This window comes from Actinacidiphila sp. bgisy160 (genome assembly GCF_965342435.1).
Lineage (GTDB): Bacteria > Actinomycetota > Actinomycetes > Streptomycetales > Streptomycetaceae > Actinacidiphila.
The window spans coordinates 483145-501769 of the sequence record NZ_CBDRCM010000001.1; the positions used below are offsets into that span (position 1 = coordinate 483145).

The following is an 18625-nucleotide window of genomic DNA, read 5'->3' on the forward strand; positions in this document are numbered from 1 at the left end:
GTCTTCGCAGGTGACGACGGCGACGTGCGGAGTCCCTACCGTGAGAGCGTGACCGAGACAAGCCAGACCTCGCTGCGGACCGAGCTCCGCATGGCCCGCGGCGCCCTCAGCGGGCTGCGGCACGACCTGATCACCGATGCCTTCGCCTTCCGGCCGATGGCACCGCTGCGGGAGGGGCACCCGCTGCTCGCCCTGGTGCCGCGCAGGCTCCGGGGGTACGGGCGCTGGCTGCCGCACGTGGCGCTGACCTTCTTCACGGTCTTCCTGATGTTCGTCTCGCTGGAGAGCCTGGGCGGGCCGGGCGGCCTGGTGCTGGCCCTGCTGGCCGCCGTGCCCCCGCTCACCACGATGTTCCGCCCGGTCGGCGCGTGGTGGCTGTCCGTCGGGGCGACGGTGCTCACGGGGGTGTTCACCGGCTACTCCTGGTCGTCCACCTACCCGTGGACGGACACCGGCTTCGTCTCGCACCTGACGGTGCTGGCCGTGGTCGCGGCGCGCACCCGGGCGCGGGTGGCCGCCGAGATGTGGCTGCTGACCGCCGCGCTGGCGCTGACCTTCCAGCCGCTGTCCGGCGAGTACGGCTCCGATCCCTTCATCATGATCTTCCTCTCCGCCGTCGTGCTGTCCGTCGTGTCGGCGGTGCGCGGGCTGCGCCAGTCCCGGCAGGAGGTCGCCGCCCAGGTCGCCGTGACCGAGGTCGAGCGGACCCGGCGCACGCTGCTGGAGGAGCGCACGACCATCGCCCGCGAGCTGCACGACGTCGTCGCCCACCACATGTCCGTGATCGCGATCCAGGCGGAGGCCGCGCCGTACCGCGTGGAGAACCCGCCCGAGGAGCTGACCAAGAGCTTCTCGATCATCCGAGAGAACGCCGTCATAGCCCTGACCGAGCTGCGCCGCGTCCTCGGGGTGGTGCGCGCCGAGGACTACCAGGCTCCCGACGCCCCGCAGCCGACCCTCGCCGACCTCGACCGGCTGGTCGCCAATGTGCGCGAGGCGGGCCTGGAGGTGGAGAAGGCGGTGACCGGCGCGGTGCGCGAACTCCCGCAAGGCGTCGAGCTGTCGGCGTACCGGATCATCCAGGAGGCGCTGAGCAACACCCTGCGGCACGCGCCGGGCGCCGCAGCCCGGGTCGAGGTCAGCTATGTGCTCGGCGGGCTTGGACTGCGCGTCGTCAACGGCCCGGCGCGCGGCCTGGTCAAGCCCTCGCCGGGAGCGGGGCACGGGATAGCCGGCATGAGGGAGCGGGTGACGATGCTGAGCGGGGAGATGACCGACGGGCCCACCGAGGACGGCGGCTACGAGGTCACCGTGTTCATCCCGGTCCCCGGGGAGCGGGCATGACGGGGAACACCATCCGGGTGCTGATCGCGGACGACCAGATGATGGTCCGCGAGGGCTTCTCGGTGCTGCTGGGCGCCCAGCCGGACATCGAGGTCGTCGGCGAGGCCGTCGACGGACGGCAGGCGATCGAGCAGGTGGCGGCGCTGCGGCCGGACGTCGTGCTGATGGACATCCGCATGCCCGAGCTCAACGGGCTGGAGGCCACCCGGGAGATCGTCGCCGCGGACGCGGACGCCAAGGTGCTCGTGCTGACCACCTTCGACCTGGACGAGTACGTCTACCAGGCGCTGCGCGCGGGCGCGTCCGGCTTCCTGCTCAAGGACGCCTCGGCCCGCCAGCTCGCGGACGGCGTGCGGATCGTGGCGGCCGGCGAGGCGCTGCTCGCCCCGGCGATCACCAAGCGCCTGATCACCGAGTTCAACCGCCTGGGCACGCCCCGGCCGCCCGCCCAGGACCGGGTCGGGGAGCTCACCGAGCGGGAGACGGAGGTGCTCGTGCTGGTCGCCCAGGGACTGTCCAACGCGGAGATCGCCGACCATCTGGTGGTCGCCGAGTCGACGGTCAAGACCCACGTGAGCCGGGTCCTGGTGAAGCTGGGGCTGCGCGACCGGACCCAGGCGGCGGTCTTCGCGTACGAGGCGCGGCTGGTCACCCCGGGCGGCTGAACGGGCGGAGGGTAGTCTCCGCACATGAGCAGCACCGCCACCGCCTTCGACCCCTGGTCGCCGCAGTTCGTCGCCGACCCCTACCCGGCCTACGCCCGGCTGCGCGCGCAGGGGCGCGCCCACTGGTTCGAGCCGAGCGGGCAGTGGCTCGTCCCGCACTTCGAGGACGTCAGCTCGCTGCTGCGGGACCGGCGGCTCGGGCGGACCTATCTGCACCGCTTCACCCACGAGGAGTTCGGCCGTACCGCGCCGCCGCCGGAGCACGAGCCGTTCACCACGCTCAACGGCAACGGCCTGCTCGACCTCGAGGCCCCGGACCACACCCGCATCCGGCGGCTGGTCTCCAAGGCGTTCACCCCGCGCACGGTCGAGCGGCTCACGCCGACCGTGCAGCGGCTCGCCGGCGAGCTGGTGGAGCGGCTGGTGGCGGAGGGCGGCGGCGACCTCATCGCCACCGTCGCGGAGCCGCTGCCGGTGGCCGTCATCGCCGAGATGCTGGGGATACCGGCCGCGGACCGGCATCTGCTGCGGCCCTGGTCGGCCGACATCGTCGGGATGTTCGAGCTCAAGCCCTCCGAGGACGCCGCGCGCAAGGCGGTCCGCGCGAGCGAGGAGTTCTCCGCCTACCTGCGCGAGCTGATCGCCGAGCGCCGCAAGGCCCCCGGCGAGGACCTGATCAGCGCGCTGATCGCCGCGCACGACGAGGGCGACCGGCTGAGCGAGCAGGAGATGGTCTCCACCTGCGTGCTGCTGCTCAACGCGGGCCACGAGGCGACCGTCAACACCACCGGCAACAGCTGGTGGACGCTCTTCCGGCACCCCGAGCAGCTGGCGGAGCTGCGCGCGGCCCCGCAGGAGCTGCTGCCGACGGCGATCGAGGAGCTGCTGCGCTACGACACCCCGCTGCAGATGTTCGAGCGCTGGGTGCTGGACGACATCGAGGTGGGCGGCACGGTGATCCCGCGCGGCAGCGAGGTGGCGCTGCTCTTCGGCTCCGCCAACCGCGACCCGGAGCGCTTCGCCGACCCCGACCGGCTGGATCTGTCCCGCGCGGACAACCCGCACATCACCTTTGGCGCGGGCATCCACTACTGCCTCGGCGCGCCGCTGGCCCGCATCGAACTCGCCGCGTCCTTCGCGGCGCTGCTCCGCCGCGCCCCGCGGCTGGAGCTCTCGGCGGAGCCCGCCTGGAACGAGGGTTACGTCATCCGCGGTCTGCGCGAACTGCGCGTCACCTGCTGAGGCGGCCGGGCCGGCCCTGCGGGGCCCACGGGACCCGGCGCGGTGGCCGGGTCCGGGGGCTCACGCCGTGATGTCGCGGCGGCGCAGCGCCGCGAGCCCGAGGGCGGCGAGCGCGAGGGCCAGTGCCGTGAGCACCGCCGGCGGGGCCACGGTGACGTCCGCCGACGGCACCTTCGGCAGATGCGTGAAGACGGACAGGTCCATCAGCCAGGGCGGGAGCCCCAGTGCGGGCCCGTAGAGCCCGATGGCGAGCGTCAGCGAGGCCACCCCCCAGCTCGCCCGTGCCGCCTTCGGCGCCGCGCCGTACAGCAGCAGTGCCACCGCGGCCACGAACCAGACCGCGGGCAGCTGCACCAGGCCCGCGCCCGTCAGCCGCCAGACCTGGCCGCCGATGTCTCCGGCCGTCGCTCCGTAGCCGAGCCCCATGGTGAAGCCGGAGACGGCCATGAGGAGCACGGAGCCGGCGAAGGCGAGCAGCGCATGGCCCGCTGCCCAGCGCACCCGGCCCACGGCGGTGGCGAGGACGGGCTCGGCGCGGCCGGAGTTCTCCTCGCCCTGGAGCCGGAGCACGGCCTGGACGGCGTAGACGGCGGCGATCATCCCCATCACCCCGGTCATGGAGGCGAGGTAGGAGTCCACCAGCCCGGAGGCACCGCCCATGTCGCGCATGACGTCGGCGAGCTGCTCGTTGTCCCGGACGAGGTCGGCCGCCCCGTTGGCGAGGCCGCCGAGCGCGCCGCCGCCCACGGCGAAGCCCGCCGTCCAGCCCCACAGCGAGCCGCGCTGCAGCCGCCAGGCCAGCGCCTGCGCGGAACGCAGACGGGCACCTGCGGTGGCCGGGCCGGGGCGGGGCGGCAGCAGGGAGGCGTCGATGTCGCGCCGGGCCACCAGCGCGTACGCGACGGCGACGAGCACGGCGGCCCAGGCCGCGAACAGCACGGCCACCCACCAGCGTTCGTCCGCGTAAGGGCGCGTGTTCTCGGCCCATCCCAGCGGCGAGAGCCAGGTCAGCGTGCCGCTCCCGGCATCGCCGACGGCGCGTATGAGGAAGGCGAGGCCGAGGACCGCGCCCGCGATCCCCCGCGCGGCACGGGCGCTCTCCGTCAGCTGCGCGGCGACCGCCGCGACCGCGGTGAAGGCGCAGCCCGCACCGGCGAAGGCCATCCCGAAGGCGACCGCGCCCCGCGCGCCCTGCCCGAGCAGGGCCAGGGTGACGAGCAGCCCCAGGAGCAGCGAGGCGCCGAAGCCGACGACCAGGGCGGCGGCCAGCGGCGCCCGCCGTCCGACGGCGCCTGCGCCGATCAGCTCCAGCCGGCCGGCCTCCTCTTCCTCCCGGGTGTGCCGGACAACCAGCAGTATCGCCATCAGGCCGGCCAGGGCGGCGCCGAAGGCCATCATGCGCCACGCTGTCAGTCCGCCGATGCCCGTGTCGAACACCGGTCCGTAGAGGGCGCGCAGCGAGCCGTTGCCCGCCGTGCTGGCCGCGACCGAGGCGCGTTCCGCCGGGGTGTCGTAGAGGCCGCCGAAGGCCGAGGCGGTGGACGCGACCAGAAGCGCGAGCGGCACGACCCACGCCGGGATCATGACGCGGTCCCTGCGCAGCGCGAGCCGGGTGAGCGTGCCCGTCCCGGTGAGGGCGTTCATCGCCGGGCCTCCGCGTCAGCCGCGAGGGCGCCGGCGGCGCCTTCCGTGTCTTCCGTGTCTTCCGTGCCGGCCGGGGCGTCCTCGTAGTGCCGCAGGAACAGCTCCTCCAGGGTGGGTGGCGTACTGGTGAGGCTGCGCACGCCCGTCTCGCTCAACTGCCGCAGCACGGCGTCGAGTTTGTCGGTGTCGACCTGCAGCCGGACGTGGCTGCCGCGCACGTCGAGGTCGTGCACACCCGGCAGCCGGCCGAGGCCGCCCGGCGGGCCCGCCAGTTCCGCGGTGACCGAAGTGCGCGTGAGGTGCCGCAGCTCGCCGAGGCTCCCGGTCTCCACCGTGCGCCCGCCCCGGATGATGCTGACCCGGTCGCACAGGGCCTCGACCTCGCTGAGGATGTGACTGGACAGCAGCACCGTGCGGCCGCGGTCGCGTTCCTCGCGGACGCACTCGCGGAAGACCTCCTCCATCAGCGGGTCGAGGCCGGAGGTGGGCTCGTCGAGTATCAGCAGGTCCACGTCCGAGGCGAACGCGGCGACGAGTGCGACCTTCTGGCGGTTTCCCTTGGAGTACGCGCGGCCCTTCTTCGTCGGGTCCAGCTCGAAGCGCTCCAGCAACTGCCGTCTGCGTGCCTCGTCCAGCCCGCCGCGCAGCCGTCCCAGCAGGTCGATGACCTCGCCCCCGCTGAGGTTGCGCCACAGCGTGACGTCACCCGGGACGTACGCCAGGCGCCGGTGCAGCTCGACGGCGTCGCGCCACGGGTCGCCGCCGAGCAACCGGGCGGCCCCCCGGTCCGCGCGCAGCAGCCCGAGCAGGATGCGGATGGTGGTGGACTTGCCGGCGCCGTTGGGCCCCAGGAAGCCGTGCACCTCGCCCTCTTCGACGGTCAGGTCGAGGCCGTCCAGTGCGTGCGTGTGGCCGAAGGACTTGTGCAGTCCGGCCACACTGATTGCCTTCGTCATGATTTCGAACATACAGTAGATTCACAAATTTGTGAAGTCAAAGAACTGTATAAACTTCGGTACGGGAGGCGATGACGGTGGCGGAGGAGCCCTTGGAGCCGATGACGTTCGTCGAACGCTTCGCGGCGGAGCTGGTCGAAGCGGGCATGCAGCGCATGGCGGCCCGGGTGTTCGCCGCGCTCCTCGCCTCGGAGACCGGAGTGCTGAGCGCCGCCGAGCTGTCCGAACGGCTCCAGGCCAGCCCGGCCGCCGTCTCCGGCGCGGTCCGCTACCTGGCGCAGGTCGGCATGCTCACCCGCGAGCGCGAGCCGGGCTCACGGCGCGAGCGCTACCGGGTGCACAGCGACCAGTGGTACGAGACCTTCACCCGCCGCGACCAGGTCCTCGCCCGCTGGGAGAACACCCTGCGGTCCGGCATCGACACCCTCGGGCCGGAATCCGCGGCCGGCCGGCGGCTCGCGGAGACCGCGGCCTTCTTCGACTTCCTGCAGGACGAACTCGTGGACATGATGGACCGCTGGCGCGAGCGCAAGGCGGAACTGCGCGAACAGGGCGTGCTCTGACGCTCTTGCGGTCCGCCTAATAGGCCGAGCGCGGGACGGTCAGCCGCCAGGCCGCGGGCATCACCGTCCACGTGCGGCGCCGGACCGGGCCTGCCGGCGCGGTGTCGGCCGTGTAGCGGAAGTCCCGTCCGGAGACGGTGACGCTCCGGGCGTGCACCGGTCCCGCGGGCGCCGCGCCCTCCCTGCGCACCAGCACTTCGGCCAGGCCGGGCACGGCCGTGGAGACCGACACCTCCTCGACGCAGTCGTCCAGGTCGGCCAGCACCACCCCGTCCGCCTCGATTCGCAGCCGCTGCCCGCCGCGCAGGCCCAGCCCCAGGTGCGGGGTGTGGCCGTTCAGGCTCAGCGTGCGCGCCAGCGAGCGGGCCCGGCGTTCCACCGGCGTCCACCAGGCGGGGGTCGCGGAGGCGATGCGCAGCGCGCCCAGCACGATGCCGCCGCTGTCGTCGAGCAGCAGGTCCAGCTCGCGCTCCGCCCCGTCCAGCACCGCGCGCGCCGCGCTCACCGCCCCGCCCGGTACGCCGAGCGCCCGTGCCAGGCCGGTCCGCCGTCCGACCGGCACCAGGCCGACGACGGCCTCGCCCAGCCCCCGGGCCGAATGCAGCGCCCGTACCGTGCGCAGCAGCGCCGCGTCGTCGCCCACGACCACCGGTCGCCGCCGTCCCCGGTGCTCCAGCACCCGCACGGCCTCCTCCTCGGACTCCGGAAGAGCGATCTTCACGGAGGGGGCTCCCCCGCACAGCACGTCCTTCGCGATGCGTACGGATTCGCCGTCCACGGCGCGGGCGGCGGGGTCGATGACCACGAGCAGGGGCTGCCCGGACGGTCGCTGAGCCGACACCTTGGTCCTTCCTCAGGTAACATCTCGGTGCAAGAGCCCCTTGCGCTGCCTTGCGCCAGGGGCTTCGTCTATTTCCGGGGCACCGGTCCGACGGCTCTGCCCGCCATGGGGAGCCACGTTGGACATGCCCCGCCCGGAAGGGGTGTACGCCTGTGCCCGCACTTGTGCTGCTCGGTGCTCAGTGGGGTGACGAGGGCAAGGGAAAGGCCACCGACCTGCTCGGTGGCTCCGTGGACTATGTGGTGCGCTACCAGGGCGGCAACAACGCCGGCCACACGGTCGTCGTCGGCGACCAGAAGTACGCGCTGCACCTCCTGCCTTCCGGGATCCTGTCGCCGGGATGCACCCCGGTCATCGGCAACGGAGTCGTCGTCGACCCGGCGGTCCTGCTCTCCGAGCTGAGCGGGCTGAACGAGCGCGGCGTCGACACGTCCAAGCTCCTCATCAGCGGTAACGCGCACCTGATCACGCCGTATCACCAGACGATCGACAAGGTGACGGAACGCTTCCTCGGCAAGCGCAAGATCGGCACCACCGGCCGCGGCATCGGCCCCGCCTACGCCGACAAGATCAACCGCGTGGGCATCAGGGTTCAGGACCTCTTCGACGAGTCGATCCTCCGTCAGAAGGTCGAGGCGGCGCTCCACGACAAGAACCAGGTCCTGGTCAAGATCTTCAACCGTCGTGCCATCAGCACCGACCAGGTGGTCGAGGAGTACCTGGGCTACGCGGAGCAGATCAAGGACTACGTCGCCGACACGACGCTGGTCCTCAACACCGCGCTCGACGAGGGCAAGGTCGTCCTCCTCGAGGGCGGTCAGGGCACCCTGCTGGACGTCGACCACGGCACGTACCCCTTCGTGACCTCGTCCAACCCGACGGCCGGCGGCGCCTGCACCGGCTCGGGCATCGGCCCCACCAAGATCAACCGGGTGATCGGCATCCTCAAGGCCTACACCACCCGCGTCGGCGCCGGCCCGTTCCCGACCGAGCTGTTCGACGCCGACGGCGAGGCGCTGCGCCGCATCGGCGGCGAGCGGGGCGTCACCACGGGCCGCGACCGCCGCTGCGGCTGGTTCGACGCGGTGATCGCCCGCTACGCGACCCGGGTCAACGGCCTCACGGACTTCTTCCTCACCAAGCTCGACGTGCTCACCGGCTGGGAGCAGATCCCGGTCTGCGTCGCCTACGAGATCGACGGCAAGCGCGTCGAGGAACTGCCGTTCAGCCAGACGGACTTCCACCACGCCAAGCCGGTCTACGAGACGCTGCCCGGGTGGAGCGAGGACATCAGCAAGGCGAAGACCTTCTCCGACCTGCCGAAGAACGCCCAGGCGTACGTCAAGGCGCTGGAGGAGATGTCCGGCGCCCCGATCTCGGCCATCGGCGTCGGCCCCGGCCGCACCGAGACCATCGAGGTCAACTCCTTCCTCTGAGTGACGGTGGGCGCGCCCGCCCTACAACCTGTCGGCGCGCGCGCCCACCGTCATACAGGGTGCCAATGTCGTGCGCCCGGGCCGTTCCTTAGCCTGGGCGTATGACCCCTCCTTTCGCCGACCCCGAGACCGGCGCCGCCGTCAAGGCCGCCGACCGCGCCCATGTCTTCCACTCATGGTCCGCGCAAGGCCTGATCGACCCGCTGGCGGTCGCCGGGGCCGAGGGCGCGTACTTCTGGGACTTCGACGGCAACCGCTACCTGGACTTCACCAGCGGCCTGGTGTTCACCAACATCGGTTACCAGCACCCCAGGGTCGTCGCCGCCATCCAGGAGCAGGCCGCGAGGCTCGTCACCTTCGCGCCCGCCTTCGCCGTGGAGGCGCGTTCCGAGGCCGCCCGGCTGATCGCCGAGCGCACCCCCGGCGACCTGGACAAGATCTTCTTCACCAACGGCGGCGCCGAGGCCGTCGAGAACGCGGTACGGCTAGCCCGGCTGCACACCGGCCGTACCAAGGTGCTCTCCGCGTACCGCTCCTACCACGGCGCCACCTCGGCCGCGATCAACCTGACCGGCGACCCGCGCCGCTGGCCCTCCGACAACGGCTCGGCCGGCGTCGTCCACTTCTGGGCGCCGTTCCTCTACCGTTCGCCGTTCCACTCGGAGACCGAGGAGCAGGAGCGCGACCGCGCGCTGCAGCACCTCGAGGACACCATCGTCTTCGAGGGCCCGCAGACCGTCGCGGCGATCGTCCTGGAGACGGTGCCCGGCACCGCGGGCATCATGGTGCCTCCGCCCGGCTACCTCGCCGGCGTCCGTGAGATCTGCGACCGGTACGGGATCGTATTCGTCCTCGACGAGGTCATGGCCGGCTTCGGCCGCACCGGCAACTGGTTCGCCGCCGAGCGGTTCGACGCCACTCCTGACCTGCTCACCTTCGCCAAGGGCGTCAACTCCGGCTACGTGCCGCTCGGCGGTGTCGCGATCAGCGAGGAGATCGCCGCGACCTTCGCCACCCGCCCCTACCCGGGCGGCCTCACCTACTCCGGCCACCCGCTGGCCTGTGCCGCCGCCGTCGCCACGATCCAGGTGATGGAGGACGAGGGCGTCGTCGCGCACGCGGCGGCGCTCGGCGAGAACGTGCTCGGCCCGGGCCTGCGGGAGCTCGCCGAGCGCCACCCCTCGGTCGGCGAGGTGCGGGGCCTCGGCGCCTTCTGGGCGGTCGAGCTGGTGCGCGACCGGGAGACCCGCGAACCGTTGGTCCCCTACAACGCGGCGGGCGAGGCGAACGCCCCGATGGCGGCCTTCGCGGCGGCCTGCAAGAAGAGCGGCCTGTGGCCGTTCGTCAACATGAACCGCACCCATGTGGTGCCCGCCTGCAACATCACCGAGGCCGAGGCCAAGGAGGGCCTGGCGCTTCTGGACGCGGCGCTGTCCGTCGCCGACGAGCACACCGTCCAGCGAGGGTAGGGCGCGCCGCGGGAACCGGGCGGCCGGTCGCCGCGTCCCCTGGTCGGGAAAGCCGCCGCCGCCGCCTGGCTCGCGCTCTTCGTGGCGGTCGGCGCGCTGACACTGCTGTACCGGGTCGGGATGGAGTGACCCTCCCATGCACCGGACCGGCCGTGCACGGACGGGTTCCCGCTCTTCCCGTTCACGGGGAAGACCGGCCACTGCAACGACGGCTGAGCGCGGCCCGGCGCCTGCCCGGGCCGCCGGTGAGGCGCACAACAGGTGTGGACCACCCGTGGCCCGGCCTCGCATAAGGTGTGGCGGAGCCGAAAGCGCACCGCCACATCTTCAGGGAGGCACCGGGCATGCCGGAAGGCCCAGCGGGCGGACCCGTCCGACGGAGCAGTCTGCGGCAGCAGATAGCCGACGCGCTCCGCGACGAGGTGCTCACCGGGCGCATGGCGGCCGGGCGGCACTTCACCGTCAAGGAGATCGCGGAGCTGTACGGCGTGTCCGCCACCCCGGTCCGCGAGGCCCTGGTCGACCTGGCGGCACAGGGGCTGCTGGACGTCGAGCACCACCGCGGCTTCCAGGTGCGGCGCTTCACGGACGCGGAGTTCCGTTCCATGGTCGAGGCGCGCACTCTCGTCGTCGAGGGGATCTTCCGCCGCATCGCCGCGCGCGGCATGCGCGAGGTCGACCCCACGGAGCTGGCGTCCGTACGGCGCCGGGCCGAGGCGGCGGCGCGCGCCGCCAGGTCCGGCGAACTGGACGTCCTCATCGGTTACGACATCCGCTTCTGGCGCGAGCTGACGGCGCTGGCCGGGAACGCCCACGTCGGCGAGTTCCTCGACCGCATCCGCACCCAGACCTGGGTGTACGCGGTGCCCTTCCTGCGCGGCCGGGCGGACCTGGAGGGACTGTGCTGGTCCGACCACGTCGCCCTGGTCACCGCGATCGAGAAACGGGACACGCAGACGGCCCGGCGCGTGGTGGAGGAGTTCGACGACCATTCCCTCGCGCTCATGCGGCGACTGGCCGCGGGCCGGTAGGAACGGCCGCCGCCCACTACGCTGGTCCGACCACGCACGGAAGGACTTGGAGCGCCTGTGGCCTGCGACTTGTGGCTGGTTCCCCTGGTGGACGTGCTCTGCCACAGCCCCGACAACCCGTTCGCCGAGGAGATCGCCCGTTATGACAAGGCGTTGAGCGACGCCGGCCTCCCACCGGTGCCCGTCTACAGCTACATGCCGGGCCTGTCCGGCGACGTGGCCCCGGTCGCGGGCTTCGACTACGACGCGCTGCACTTCCTGCGCCGCGCGTACCTGCTGCACATCCAGGGCCTCGCGGTCACCCCGGTCGACGAACTCGGCGGTGACTACGAGCAGTTGCTGGAGATGTTCGAGACCACGGCCCAGCGGTCGCACCTGGTCTGGCACTACGACCACGCGGGCGCCTACGTCCCCCTCGACTTCCCCCATCCGCTGGTCGACGACGAACTCCTCGACGCCGGCGGCCCCCTGGGCTCCGCCCACGGCCTGCTGCGCGAGCTCGAGTTCGTCGCCCCGGTGATCGGCATCGACCCGCACAACCCGCCGCCGGCCCCGGCGCCGCCGGCCGGTCCCACCGAGCTGGAGGAGCCGGCGGCCCCGCCCGCCCACCACGACGGCAGCCCCTTCGCGCGGGAGCGCCACGTGTGGCTGGGGCTGCACGCGGCGGCGACGCGTTCGCTGGGGCAGGGCTCGATGATCGTCTTCAGTTAGCCGCGGGGCGGGCGCCGCCGGGCGGCGGTCAGCTCGCGCGGGGGCCCTCCGGGGGGCGCTGGCGCGGCATGCTCGGCCGCCCGCCGGGCAGCAGCGGGAACCGGCCGCCGCTGCCGGGCCCGGCGCCCTCCGTGCCCCGGGCGCTCCCCGCCCAGGTGAGGGACTGGGTCCGCAGCGGGGCGGCGCCGGCCCGGAAGTCCACCATCCAGTCGGCGGTCTCGCAGCGCACCAGTTCCGAGACGTCCTCGCTGAAGCGGCGCAGCACCGTCAGGCACCGCTCGGCGGCCTCGGCCGCGGTGCCCTCCGTCGGGCCCAGGACCTCGCGGACCGACTCCGAGGCCCAGTCGAAGCGCAGCGTCTCCAGCCGGCGCTGCACGGCCTGGGCGGTCGCCATGTCCCGCATCCAGCCGGCGGTCAGCCCGAGGTAGCGGTCCAGGCCCACGCACACGACGGCCAGCACCAGGGCGGCGTACGCCCAGCGGATGCGGCCGCCCGCGCCCGTGACGGCGAGGACGGCGCCGGTCGTCGCGAAGAGGGCCCCGCCGACCCGCAGCGACCGGGCCCAGCGCCGCTTGCGCAGGCGGTCGGCGAGGTACCACTCGACGGTGCGCAGGGCGTCCGCCTCCACCCAGCGGTAGAGCTCCTCCAGCCGTTCGGCCGGCTCCCCCCAGTCGCCGAGCGGGAACGGCCGGGTCCGCAGGTCCTCGTGCCTGTGCAGCGCGCGCCGCTTCGGCTTCTCCCGGGGGACCTCCTCGGGATACATGTCCGGCTGGCTCACCTGCACGCTCCCTCGCGACTTCCGATGACGAGGCACCTTCTTACCGCCGAACGGCTGACCGTGCGAGGGTTGTCGGGCCGTTTCCGCCCTTACGAGTCGCTTGATCAGGTATGGGGCCGGGTCCCGGGCCACTCGAAAGAGTGAGTCGGGGCCCGTGGTGACCGGCCGACGGGGTGGGTGCCGCCAGCCGATACCCTGGGCACCGTGAACGTGCTTGTCATCGGCGGCGGTGCCCGCGAACACGCCCTGTGCCGTGCCCTGTCCCTCGACCCCGACGTGGAGGGACTGCACTGCGCGCCCGGGAACGCCGGCATCGCCGAGGTGGCGGAGCTGCACGCGGTCGACGCCCTCGACGGTGCGGCCGTGGCCGGCCTCGCGGAGCGGCTCGGCGCCGACCTGGTCGTGGTGGGCCCCGAGGCCCCCCTCGTGGCGGGTGTGGCCGACGCCGTGCGCGCCCGTGGCATCGACTGCTTCGGCCCGTCGGAGCAGGCCGCGGCCCTGGAGGGCTCGAAGGCCTTCGCCAAGGACGTGATGGCCGCGGCCGGCGTGCCCACCGCCCGCTCCTACGTGTGCACCACCCCCGCGGAAGTGGATGACGCGCTGGACGCCTTCGGCGCCCCGTACGTCGTGAAGGACGACGGTCTGGCCGCCGGCAAGGGCGTCGTGGTGACCGAGGACCTGGAGGCCGCCAGGGCGCACGCCAACTCGTGCGAGCGCGTGGTCATCGAGGAGTACCTGGACGGCCCCGAGGTCTCCCTGTTCGCCGTCACCGACGGCGAGACCGTGGTCCCGCTGCAGCCCGCGCAGGACTTCAAGCGCGCCCACGACGCCGACGAGGGCCCCAACACCGGGGGCATGGGCGCGTACAGCCCGCTGCCGTGGGCCGATCCGCGGCTGGTCGAGGAGGTGGAGCGCACGGTGCTCCAGCCGACCGTCGACGAGCTGCGCCGCCGGGGCACCCCGTTCGCCGGGCTGCTGTACGCGGGGCTGGCGATCACCTCGCGCGGTGTGCGGGTGATCGAGTTCAACGCGCGCTTCGGCGATCCGGAGACCCAGGTCGTGCTGGCCCGGCTGAGGACCCCGCTGTCTGGCCTGCTGCGCGCCGCGGCGACCGGCCGGCTGGCCGCCTTCCCGCCGCTGCGCTGGAGCGACGGCGCCGCGGTGACCGTGGTCATCGCCTCAGAGAACTACCCCGGCACCCCCCGCACCGGCGACCCGATCAGGGGCCTGGACGAGGTCGCGGAGAAGGACGAGCACGCCTATGTGCTGCACGCGGGCACCAAGGCGGACGCGGAGGGCCGCGTGGTGAGCGCCGGCGGCCGCGTACTGTCCGTCACGGCCACCGGGGGAGATCTGGCCGAGGCCAGGGAGCGCGCCTACCGGGCGGTGGGACGGATCGGGCTGAAGGGCTCGCACCACCGTTCGGATATCGCGAAAAAGGCCGCCCAGGCCTGAATCGGCGGGCAAGGCCACTCCAAGGGGTGATGCCTTCGCCATCCTGCTGACGTGAGCCCCGAGCCCAACTAGGGTGCCCGGCAAGCGCACTGTGGACCCCAGCGCGCACCGCACTATCGGCCCTACCGACATTGCGGTGTCGGTGGGCGGTGCGACAGTGGGGGCATGCAGTCGCGTCAGCAGCTTGGGGGTGAGCACACCGTTGGCCGGGGAAGCAGGTGAGGGGCACGCGCGTTCACGCGCGCTCGCCGTCCTGCGCATCCGCAGCGCCGCGCTCGCGGTCGCGCTTCTGCCCGCCGCGGTCGCGGTCGTACTGCTGGTCGGCGGCGCGACGGGCCGCATCGTCGGTGACGCGTCCGAGGTGCTGCGCTGGGCGGTGGTCGCGGGCGCGCTGCTCGTGCTGCTGCTCGCGGCCGGTGTCGCGGCGGTGATCGTACGCGCCAGGCCGGCCGTGAGCCCGACCGTGGCGGTCTCCGAGGCGTCCGCCCCCGACCTGTACCGCATGGTGCGCGACCTGGCCGTCCGGCTGCAGGTGCCCGCCCCCTCGGCGATAGAACTCACCCCGGACTGCGACAGCTGGCTGGAGGACCGCACCCACCGGCGCCGGCGGCGGCGCGGCGCGCCCTGCGAGGCGCCCGCGCTGGTGATCGGCTCGCCGTTCATGTGGTGGATGCGGGTCGCCGAGCTGCGCGCCCTGCTCGCCCCGGTCGTGGCGGGCACGGGCCCGGCCGCCGATCCTGACATCGCGGCCGCCCGGCGCTTCGTGCGCGGCCTGGACGCCGCCGTAGGCGTGGCAACCGCCCCGCGGGAGTCCTCGGCCGCCGGGTTCGTGCGCGGTCCCGCATACGGGTTCCTGGGCTGGGTCGCCAAGCTGCTGCTGCGCGGCTGCCGGGCGCACGCGGCGGAGATGGAGCGCGCGGTGGCCGCCTCCGCCTCCGAGCGGGCCCAGGCGGTCGACTACGGGCTGCGCATCGTCGCCCAGGAGCAGGTGGGCCTGGCCTACGCGGGCTGGGACCGCCTGCTGACCCGGGTGGCGCTGCCGGCCTGGCGCATGGGGCGCTGGCCGTCCCGCCTCGACGCGGGTGTGGTGGCGGCCCTGACCGAGCTGTCCCGGCGGGACCGGCTGGCCGAGGGCTTCGAGTCCCGGCTGGGCGAGCGCCCGGCGTGCGACCTGCTGGAGGAGCCCGGCACGGTGGACGAGGCGGCCTCACTGCTCGCCGCCCGGCTGTTCCACGGCGGCCCGCGGCGGTCCGGCTCCGAGTGGGCCCCGGTCGGCTGGGACACCTACCCGCAGGAGGTCGTCGACCGCATCTGGCGCAGCGACGCGTCTCGCCTGGTCACCGTCCTGGACGAGGTGCACGAGCCCGCGGGGGTCGCCGGGAGCCTGCGCATATCCGTGGCCTCCGGCGGGTCGAGGCGCACGGTGGACGACTGCGGCGAGCCGGGGCGCGCGACCCTGGCCCGGGTGCTGGAGCGGCTCTCCACGGGCGGCGGCGAGGAGCTGGCGGACCGCATCACCCGGCACGTCGCCCGCGAGGAGGCCGTGCGCGAGGAGGCCTCGCGGGAGGAGTCCGCCGGCCAGGTCCCGTCCGACGGCGCTTTCACGCCCGTCTACCAGCTGCTCCCGCCACGGACCGGGCGTGAACTGCTCACCGACCACGTGACCGCGATGGTCTGCTGTGCCGCGGTGGACACCGCCGGTGCCGCCCCCGGCCTGGACTGGCTGGACGGGCCCGCCCTGCTGGTCGGCGGGGTGCGCCGGGGAGACCTGGCCTGGCCCGTGCTCCGGCTGGTGGAGAACGGTGACGCCGCCCCGCTGCGCTCCTGGCTGAGTGCCGTGGGCGTACGCCCTGAGAAGCCGATACGGCTCATCTGACGGAAGAACGGCGGGTTTTGTCAGCCCCGGTGTGAAATCCCGGCGACAATGCGCCACGAACAGTAACCGAGACAGCGCATTGTGTGATGTGCTGGACGTGCGCACACACCACCTCGGGGGACGACGAGGAGGGGACCATCGTGGTGAAGGAACAGGTCCGCCGCTGGCAGTCCGGGGCACTGGCGCACGGGGTCACCGACCCCTTCGGGCAGGGCCCGGTGCCATGGCTGCGCGGTGCGGTGCAGTATCTGGACGACACCGGCCAGGTCGTGCCGTGGTACGTCGACCTGGCCGCCAGCCGGGGAGAGCCCGGGGGTTCCCCGGGCACCGTGGGGCGCACGCCCCGCGTGCCCGGCCCGCGCGTGGCTGACGACGTGCGGTGCCAGATCAAGGGCTTCGCGCCGGGCGCCTCCGTGGCCCCCGGAGACGCCATCGACTTCCGGATCACCGTCGACCCGCCGCAGAACTACGGCATCGACGTCTACCGGATCGGGCACTACGGCGGGGACGGCGCCGCCCAGTTCACCTCCAGCCCGCGGCTGTCGGGGATCGTCCAGCCCGCGCCGCTCGCCGCCGGGCGCACGGTCTCCTGCCACCACTGGTGGCAGTCCTGGCGGCTGCAGGTGCCCTCGTACTGGAAGCCCGGCGCCTATGTGGCCGTGCTCACCACGCAGGACGGCTACCGCAGCCACATCCCGTTCACCGTGCGCGACGACCGGCCGGCCGACCTGCTCCTGCTGCTGCCCGACGTCACGTGGCAGGCGTACAACCTCTACCCCGAGGACGGCCGCACGGGCGCCAGCCTCTACCACGCGTGGGACGAGAAGGGCCGGCTGCTGGGCGAGGAGGAGGCCGCGGTCACCGTCTCCTTCGACCGGCCGTACGCGGGCGCCGGACTCCCGCTGCACGTCGGCCACGCCTACGACTTCATCCGCTGGGCCGAGCGCTACGGCTACGACCTGGCCTATGCCGACGCCCGCGACCTGCACGCCGGGAGGATCGATCCTTCGCGCTACCGGGGCATGGTCTTCCCCGGTCACGACGAGTACTGGACGGTCCCCATGCGGCGCGCTGTCGAGGCGGCCCGGGACGGCGGCACCTCGCTGGTCTTCCTGTCCGCCAACACCATGTACTGGCAGACCGAGCTGGGCCCCTCGCCCTCCGGCGACCCCGACCGGCTGCTCAGCTGCCGCAAGCGCCGCGGCTTCCCGCCGGGCCGCAGTGCCCTGTGGCGCGACATGGGCGAGCCCGAACAACTTCTGATCGGCGTGCAGTACGCGGGCCGGGTGCCCGAGCCGTCCCCGCTGGTGGTGCGGAACGCCGGGCACTGGCTGTGGGAGGCCACCGGCGCTGAGGAGGGCGACGAGATCCCCGGCCTGGTCGCGGGTGAGGCGGACCGTTACTTCCCGCGCACACCGCTGCCGGACTACATGGAGCGGATCCTGCTGGCGCACTCCCCGTACGAGGACTCGGCGGGCCGCCGCGCGCACCAGGAGACCTCGCTGTACCGGGCGCCCGGCGGGGCGCTGGTCTTCGCCTCCGGCACCTTCGCCTGGTCCCCGGCGCTGGACCGCCCGGGCCATGTCGACCCCCGTGTCCAGCGCGCCACCGCCAATCTCCTGGACCACATCTGCAAGCACGGCTGACCCCCGCGTCGCGCCCGCCGGGCCCGGGTACGGGAGAATCGGGAACCGAACCGCCGATCGGGGAGGACCCATGTCCGGATTCGTCCACAAGCCCGAGCCCGCGCAAGTGCCGGGCCTGGTGCACCTGCACACCGGCAAGGTGCGCGAGCTGTACCAGAACGAGGCAGGAGAGCTGGTGATGGTGGCCAGCGACCGGATGTCCGCGTACGACTGGGTGCTGCCCACCGAGATCCCGGACAAGGGACGCGTCCTGACCCGGTTGTCGCTGTGGTGGTTCGACCAGATCGCCGACCTGGTCCCGCACCACGTGCTGTCCACCGAGCTCCCGGAGGGTGCCCCCGCCGACTGGGAGGGCCGGACGACGGTCTGCAAGCCGCTGGACATGGTCCCCGTCGAGTGCGTCGCGCGCGGCTACCTGGCCGGCTCCGGCCTGCTCGAGTACAACACCGACCGCACGGTGTGCGGGGTGACCCTCCCCGAGGGCCTGGTGGACGGCTCCGAGCTGCCCGCGCCGATCTTCACCCCGGCGACCAAGGCCGAGGTCGGCGAGCACGACGAGAACGTCAGCTACGAGGAGGTCGCCCGCCAGGTCGGTGCCGACACCGCGGCGCAGCTGCGCCAGAGCACCCTCGCGGTCTACGGCCGGGCCCGGGACATCGCCCGTGAGCGCGGCATCCTCCTGGCCGACACCAAGTTCGAGTTCGGCTTCGACGGTGACGTGCTGACCATCGCCGACGAGGTGCTGACCCCGGACTCGTCGCGCTTCTGGCCCGCCGAACTGTGGGAGCCGGGCCACGCCCAGCCCTCCTATGACAAGCAGTTCGTGCGCGACTGGCTGACCTCCGCCGAGTCCGGCTGGGACCGCCGCGGCGAGCAGCCCCCGCCGCCTCTGCCGGAGCGCGTGGTGGAGCAGACCCGCGCCAAGTACATCGAGGCGTACGAGCGGCTCACCGGCCTCAGCTGGTAGC

16 protein-coding genes are annotated in these 18625 nt (G+C 73.2%); 12 read left to right on the top strand and 4 right to left on the bottom strand.

Annotated features, from left to right (window positions below):
* Positions 1-48: 48 nt before the first annotated feature.
* From ACRWNP_RS02325 to ACRWNP_RS02335, 3 genes are read left to right on the top strand one after another with little or no spacing between them, the layout of a single operon-like run.
* Positions 49-1344 carry a sensor histidine kinase gene (locus tag ACRWNP_RS02325; protein WP_431959152.1) on the top strand — a complete coding sequence of 432 codons (1296 nt, stop codon included), beginning with the start codon at positions 49-51 and terminating at the stop codon, positions 1342-1344.
* Positions 1341-2009 (top strand): response regulator, encoded by a 669-nt coding sequence (locus ACRWNP_RS02330; RefSeq protein ID WP_431959153.1) that lies wholly within the window; start codon positions 1341-1343, stop codon positions 2007-2009. The genes ACRWNP_RS02325 and ACRWNP_RS02330 overlap by 4 nt, the downstream gene beginning before the upstream one ends.
* A gap of 24 nt (positions 2010-2033) precedes the next feature.
* Positions 2034-3251 (top strand): cytochrome P450, encoded by a 1218-nt coding sequence (locus tag ACRWNP_RS02335; RefSeq protein WP_431959155.1) that lies wholly within the window; start codon positions 2034-2036, stop codon positions 3249-3251.
* A gap of 60 nt (positions 3252-3311) precedes the next feature.
* Here the strand turns inward: ACRWNP_RS02335 and ACRWNP_RS02340 are convergent, their stop codons facing one another.
* Together ACRWNP_RS02340 and ACRWNP_RS02345 are read right to left on the bottom strand one after the other, a co-directional pair.
* Positions 3312-4895, bottom strand: coding sequence for an ABC transporter permease (locus ACRWNP_RS02340; protein ID WP_431959156.1), 1584 nt, complete (start codon positions 4893-4895; stop codon positions 3312-3314).
* On the bottom strand, positions 4892-5851 hold the full coding sequence (locus tag ACRWNP_RS02345; RefSeq protein ID WP_431959157.1) for an ABC transporter ATP-binding protein: 960 nt from the start codon (positions 5849-5851) through the stop codon (positions 4892-4894). Before ACRWNP_RS02345 ends, ACRWNP_RS02340 begins: the two co-directional genes overlap by 4 nt.
* Before the next feature lie 101 nt (positions 5852-5952).
* Between ACRWNP_RS02345 and ACRWNP_RS02350 the strand changes: the two genes are divergently transcribed.
* Positions 5953-6414 carry a GbsR/MarR family transcriptional regulator gene (locus tag ACRWNP_RS02350; RefSeq protein WP_431959158.1) on the top strand — a complete coding sequence of 154 codons (462 nt, stop codon included), beginning with the start codon at positions 5953-5955 and terminating at the stop codon, positions 6412-6414.
* A 16-nt stretch (positions 6415-6430) separates the two neighbouring features.
* Here the strand turns inward: ACRWNP_RS02350 and ACRWNP_RS02355 are convergent, their stop codons facing one another.
* Entirely contained in the window at positions 6431-7255 is an 825-nt protein-coding gene (locus ACRWNP_RS02355) for a diacylglycerol kinase (RefSeq protein ID WP_431959159.1), read from the bottom strand.
* Positions 7256-7407: 152 nt separating this feature from the next.
* Between ACRWNP_RS02355 and ACRWNP_RS02360 the strand changes: the two genes are divergently transcribed.
* The 4 genes from ACRWNP_RS02360 (at position 7408) to ACRWNP_RS02375 (ending at position 11902) form a co-directional block, all read left to right on the top strand.
* Positions 7408-8691 (top strand): adenylosuccinate synthase, encoded by a 1284-nt coding sequence (locus tag ACRWNP_RS02360; RefSeq protein ID WP_431959160.1) that lies wholly within the window; start codon positions 7408-7410, stop codon positions 8689-8691.
* A 101-nt stretch (positions 8692-8792) separates the two neighbouring features.
* Complete coding sequence (locus tag ACRWNP_RS02365; protein ID WP_431959161.1) at positions 8793-10160, top strand: aspartate aminotransferase family protein; 1368 nt, start codon at positions 8793-8795, stop codon at positions 10158-10160.
* Positions 10161-10504: 344 nt separating this feature from the next.
* Entirely contained in the window at positions 10505-11191 is a 687-nt protein-coding gene (locus ACRWNP_RS02370) for a GntR family transcriptional regulator (protein WP_431959162.1), read from the top strand.
* 57 nt (positions 11192-11248) lie between these two features.
* On the top strand, positions 11249-11902 hold the full coding sequence (locus tag ACRWNP_RS02375; protein WP_431959163.1) for a hypothetical protein: 654 nt from the start codon (positions 11249-11251) through the stop codon (positions 11900-11902).
* 28 nt (positions 11903-11930) lie between these two features.
* Here the strand turns inward: ACRWNP_RS02375 and ACRWNP_RS02380 are convergent, their stop codons facing one another.
* Positions 11931-12680 carry an SLATT domain-containing protein gene (locus ACRWNP_RS02380; protein ID WP_431959164.1) on the bottom strand — a complete coding sequence of 250 codons (750 nt, stop codon included), beginning with the start codon at positions 12678-12680 and terminating at the stop codon, positions 11931-11933.
* Positions 12681-12884: 204 nt separating this feature from the next.
* Here ACRWNP_RS02380 and purD point away from each other — a divergent pair, with 204 nt between their 5' ends.
* From purD to ACRWNP_RS02400, 4 genes are all read left to right on the top strand, one after another.
* Positions 12885-14135 (top strand): phosphoribosylamine--glycine ligase, encoded by a 1251-nt coding sequence (gene purD, locus ACRWNP_RS02385; protein ID WP_431959165.1) that lies wholly within the window; start codon positions 12885-12887, stop codon positions 14133-14135.
* Positions 14136-14325: 190 nt separating this feature from the next.
* Entirely contained in the window at positions 14326-16011 is a 1686-nt protein-coding gene (locus ACRWNP_RS02390; RefSeq protein WP_431959166.1) for a hypothetical protein, read from the top strand.
* A gap of 140 nt (positions 16012-16151) precedes the next feature.
* The gene (locus tag ACRWNP_RS02395) at positions 16152-17657 is read left to right on the top strand and encodes a N,N-dimethylformamidase beta subunit family domain-containing protein (RefSeq protein WP_431959167.1); all 1506 of its coding nucleotides are present in this window, start codon (positions 16152-16154) and stop codon (positions 17655-17657) included.
* 70 nt (positions 17658-17727) lie between these two features.
* Positions 17728-18624: a phosphoribosylaminoimidazolesuccinocarboxamide synthase gene (locus ACRWNP_RS02400; RefSeq protein WP_431959168.1), complete on the top strand. Its 897-nt coding sequence runs from the start codon at positions 17728-17730 to the stop codon at positions 18622-18624.
* Position 18625: the final 1 nt, after the last annotated feature.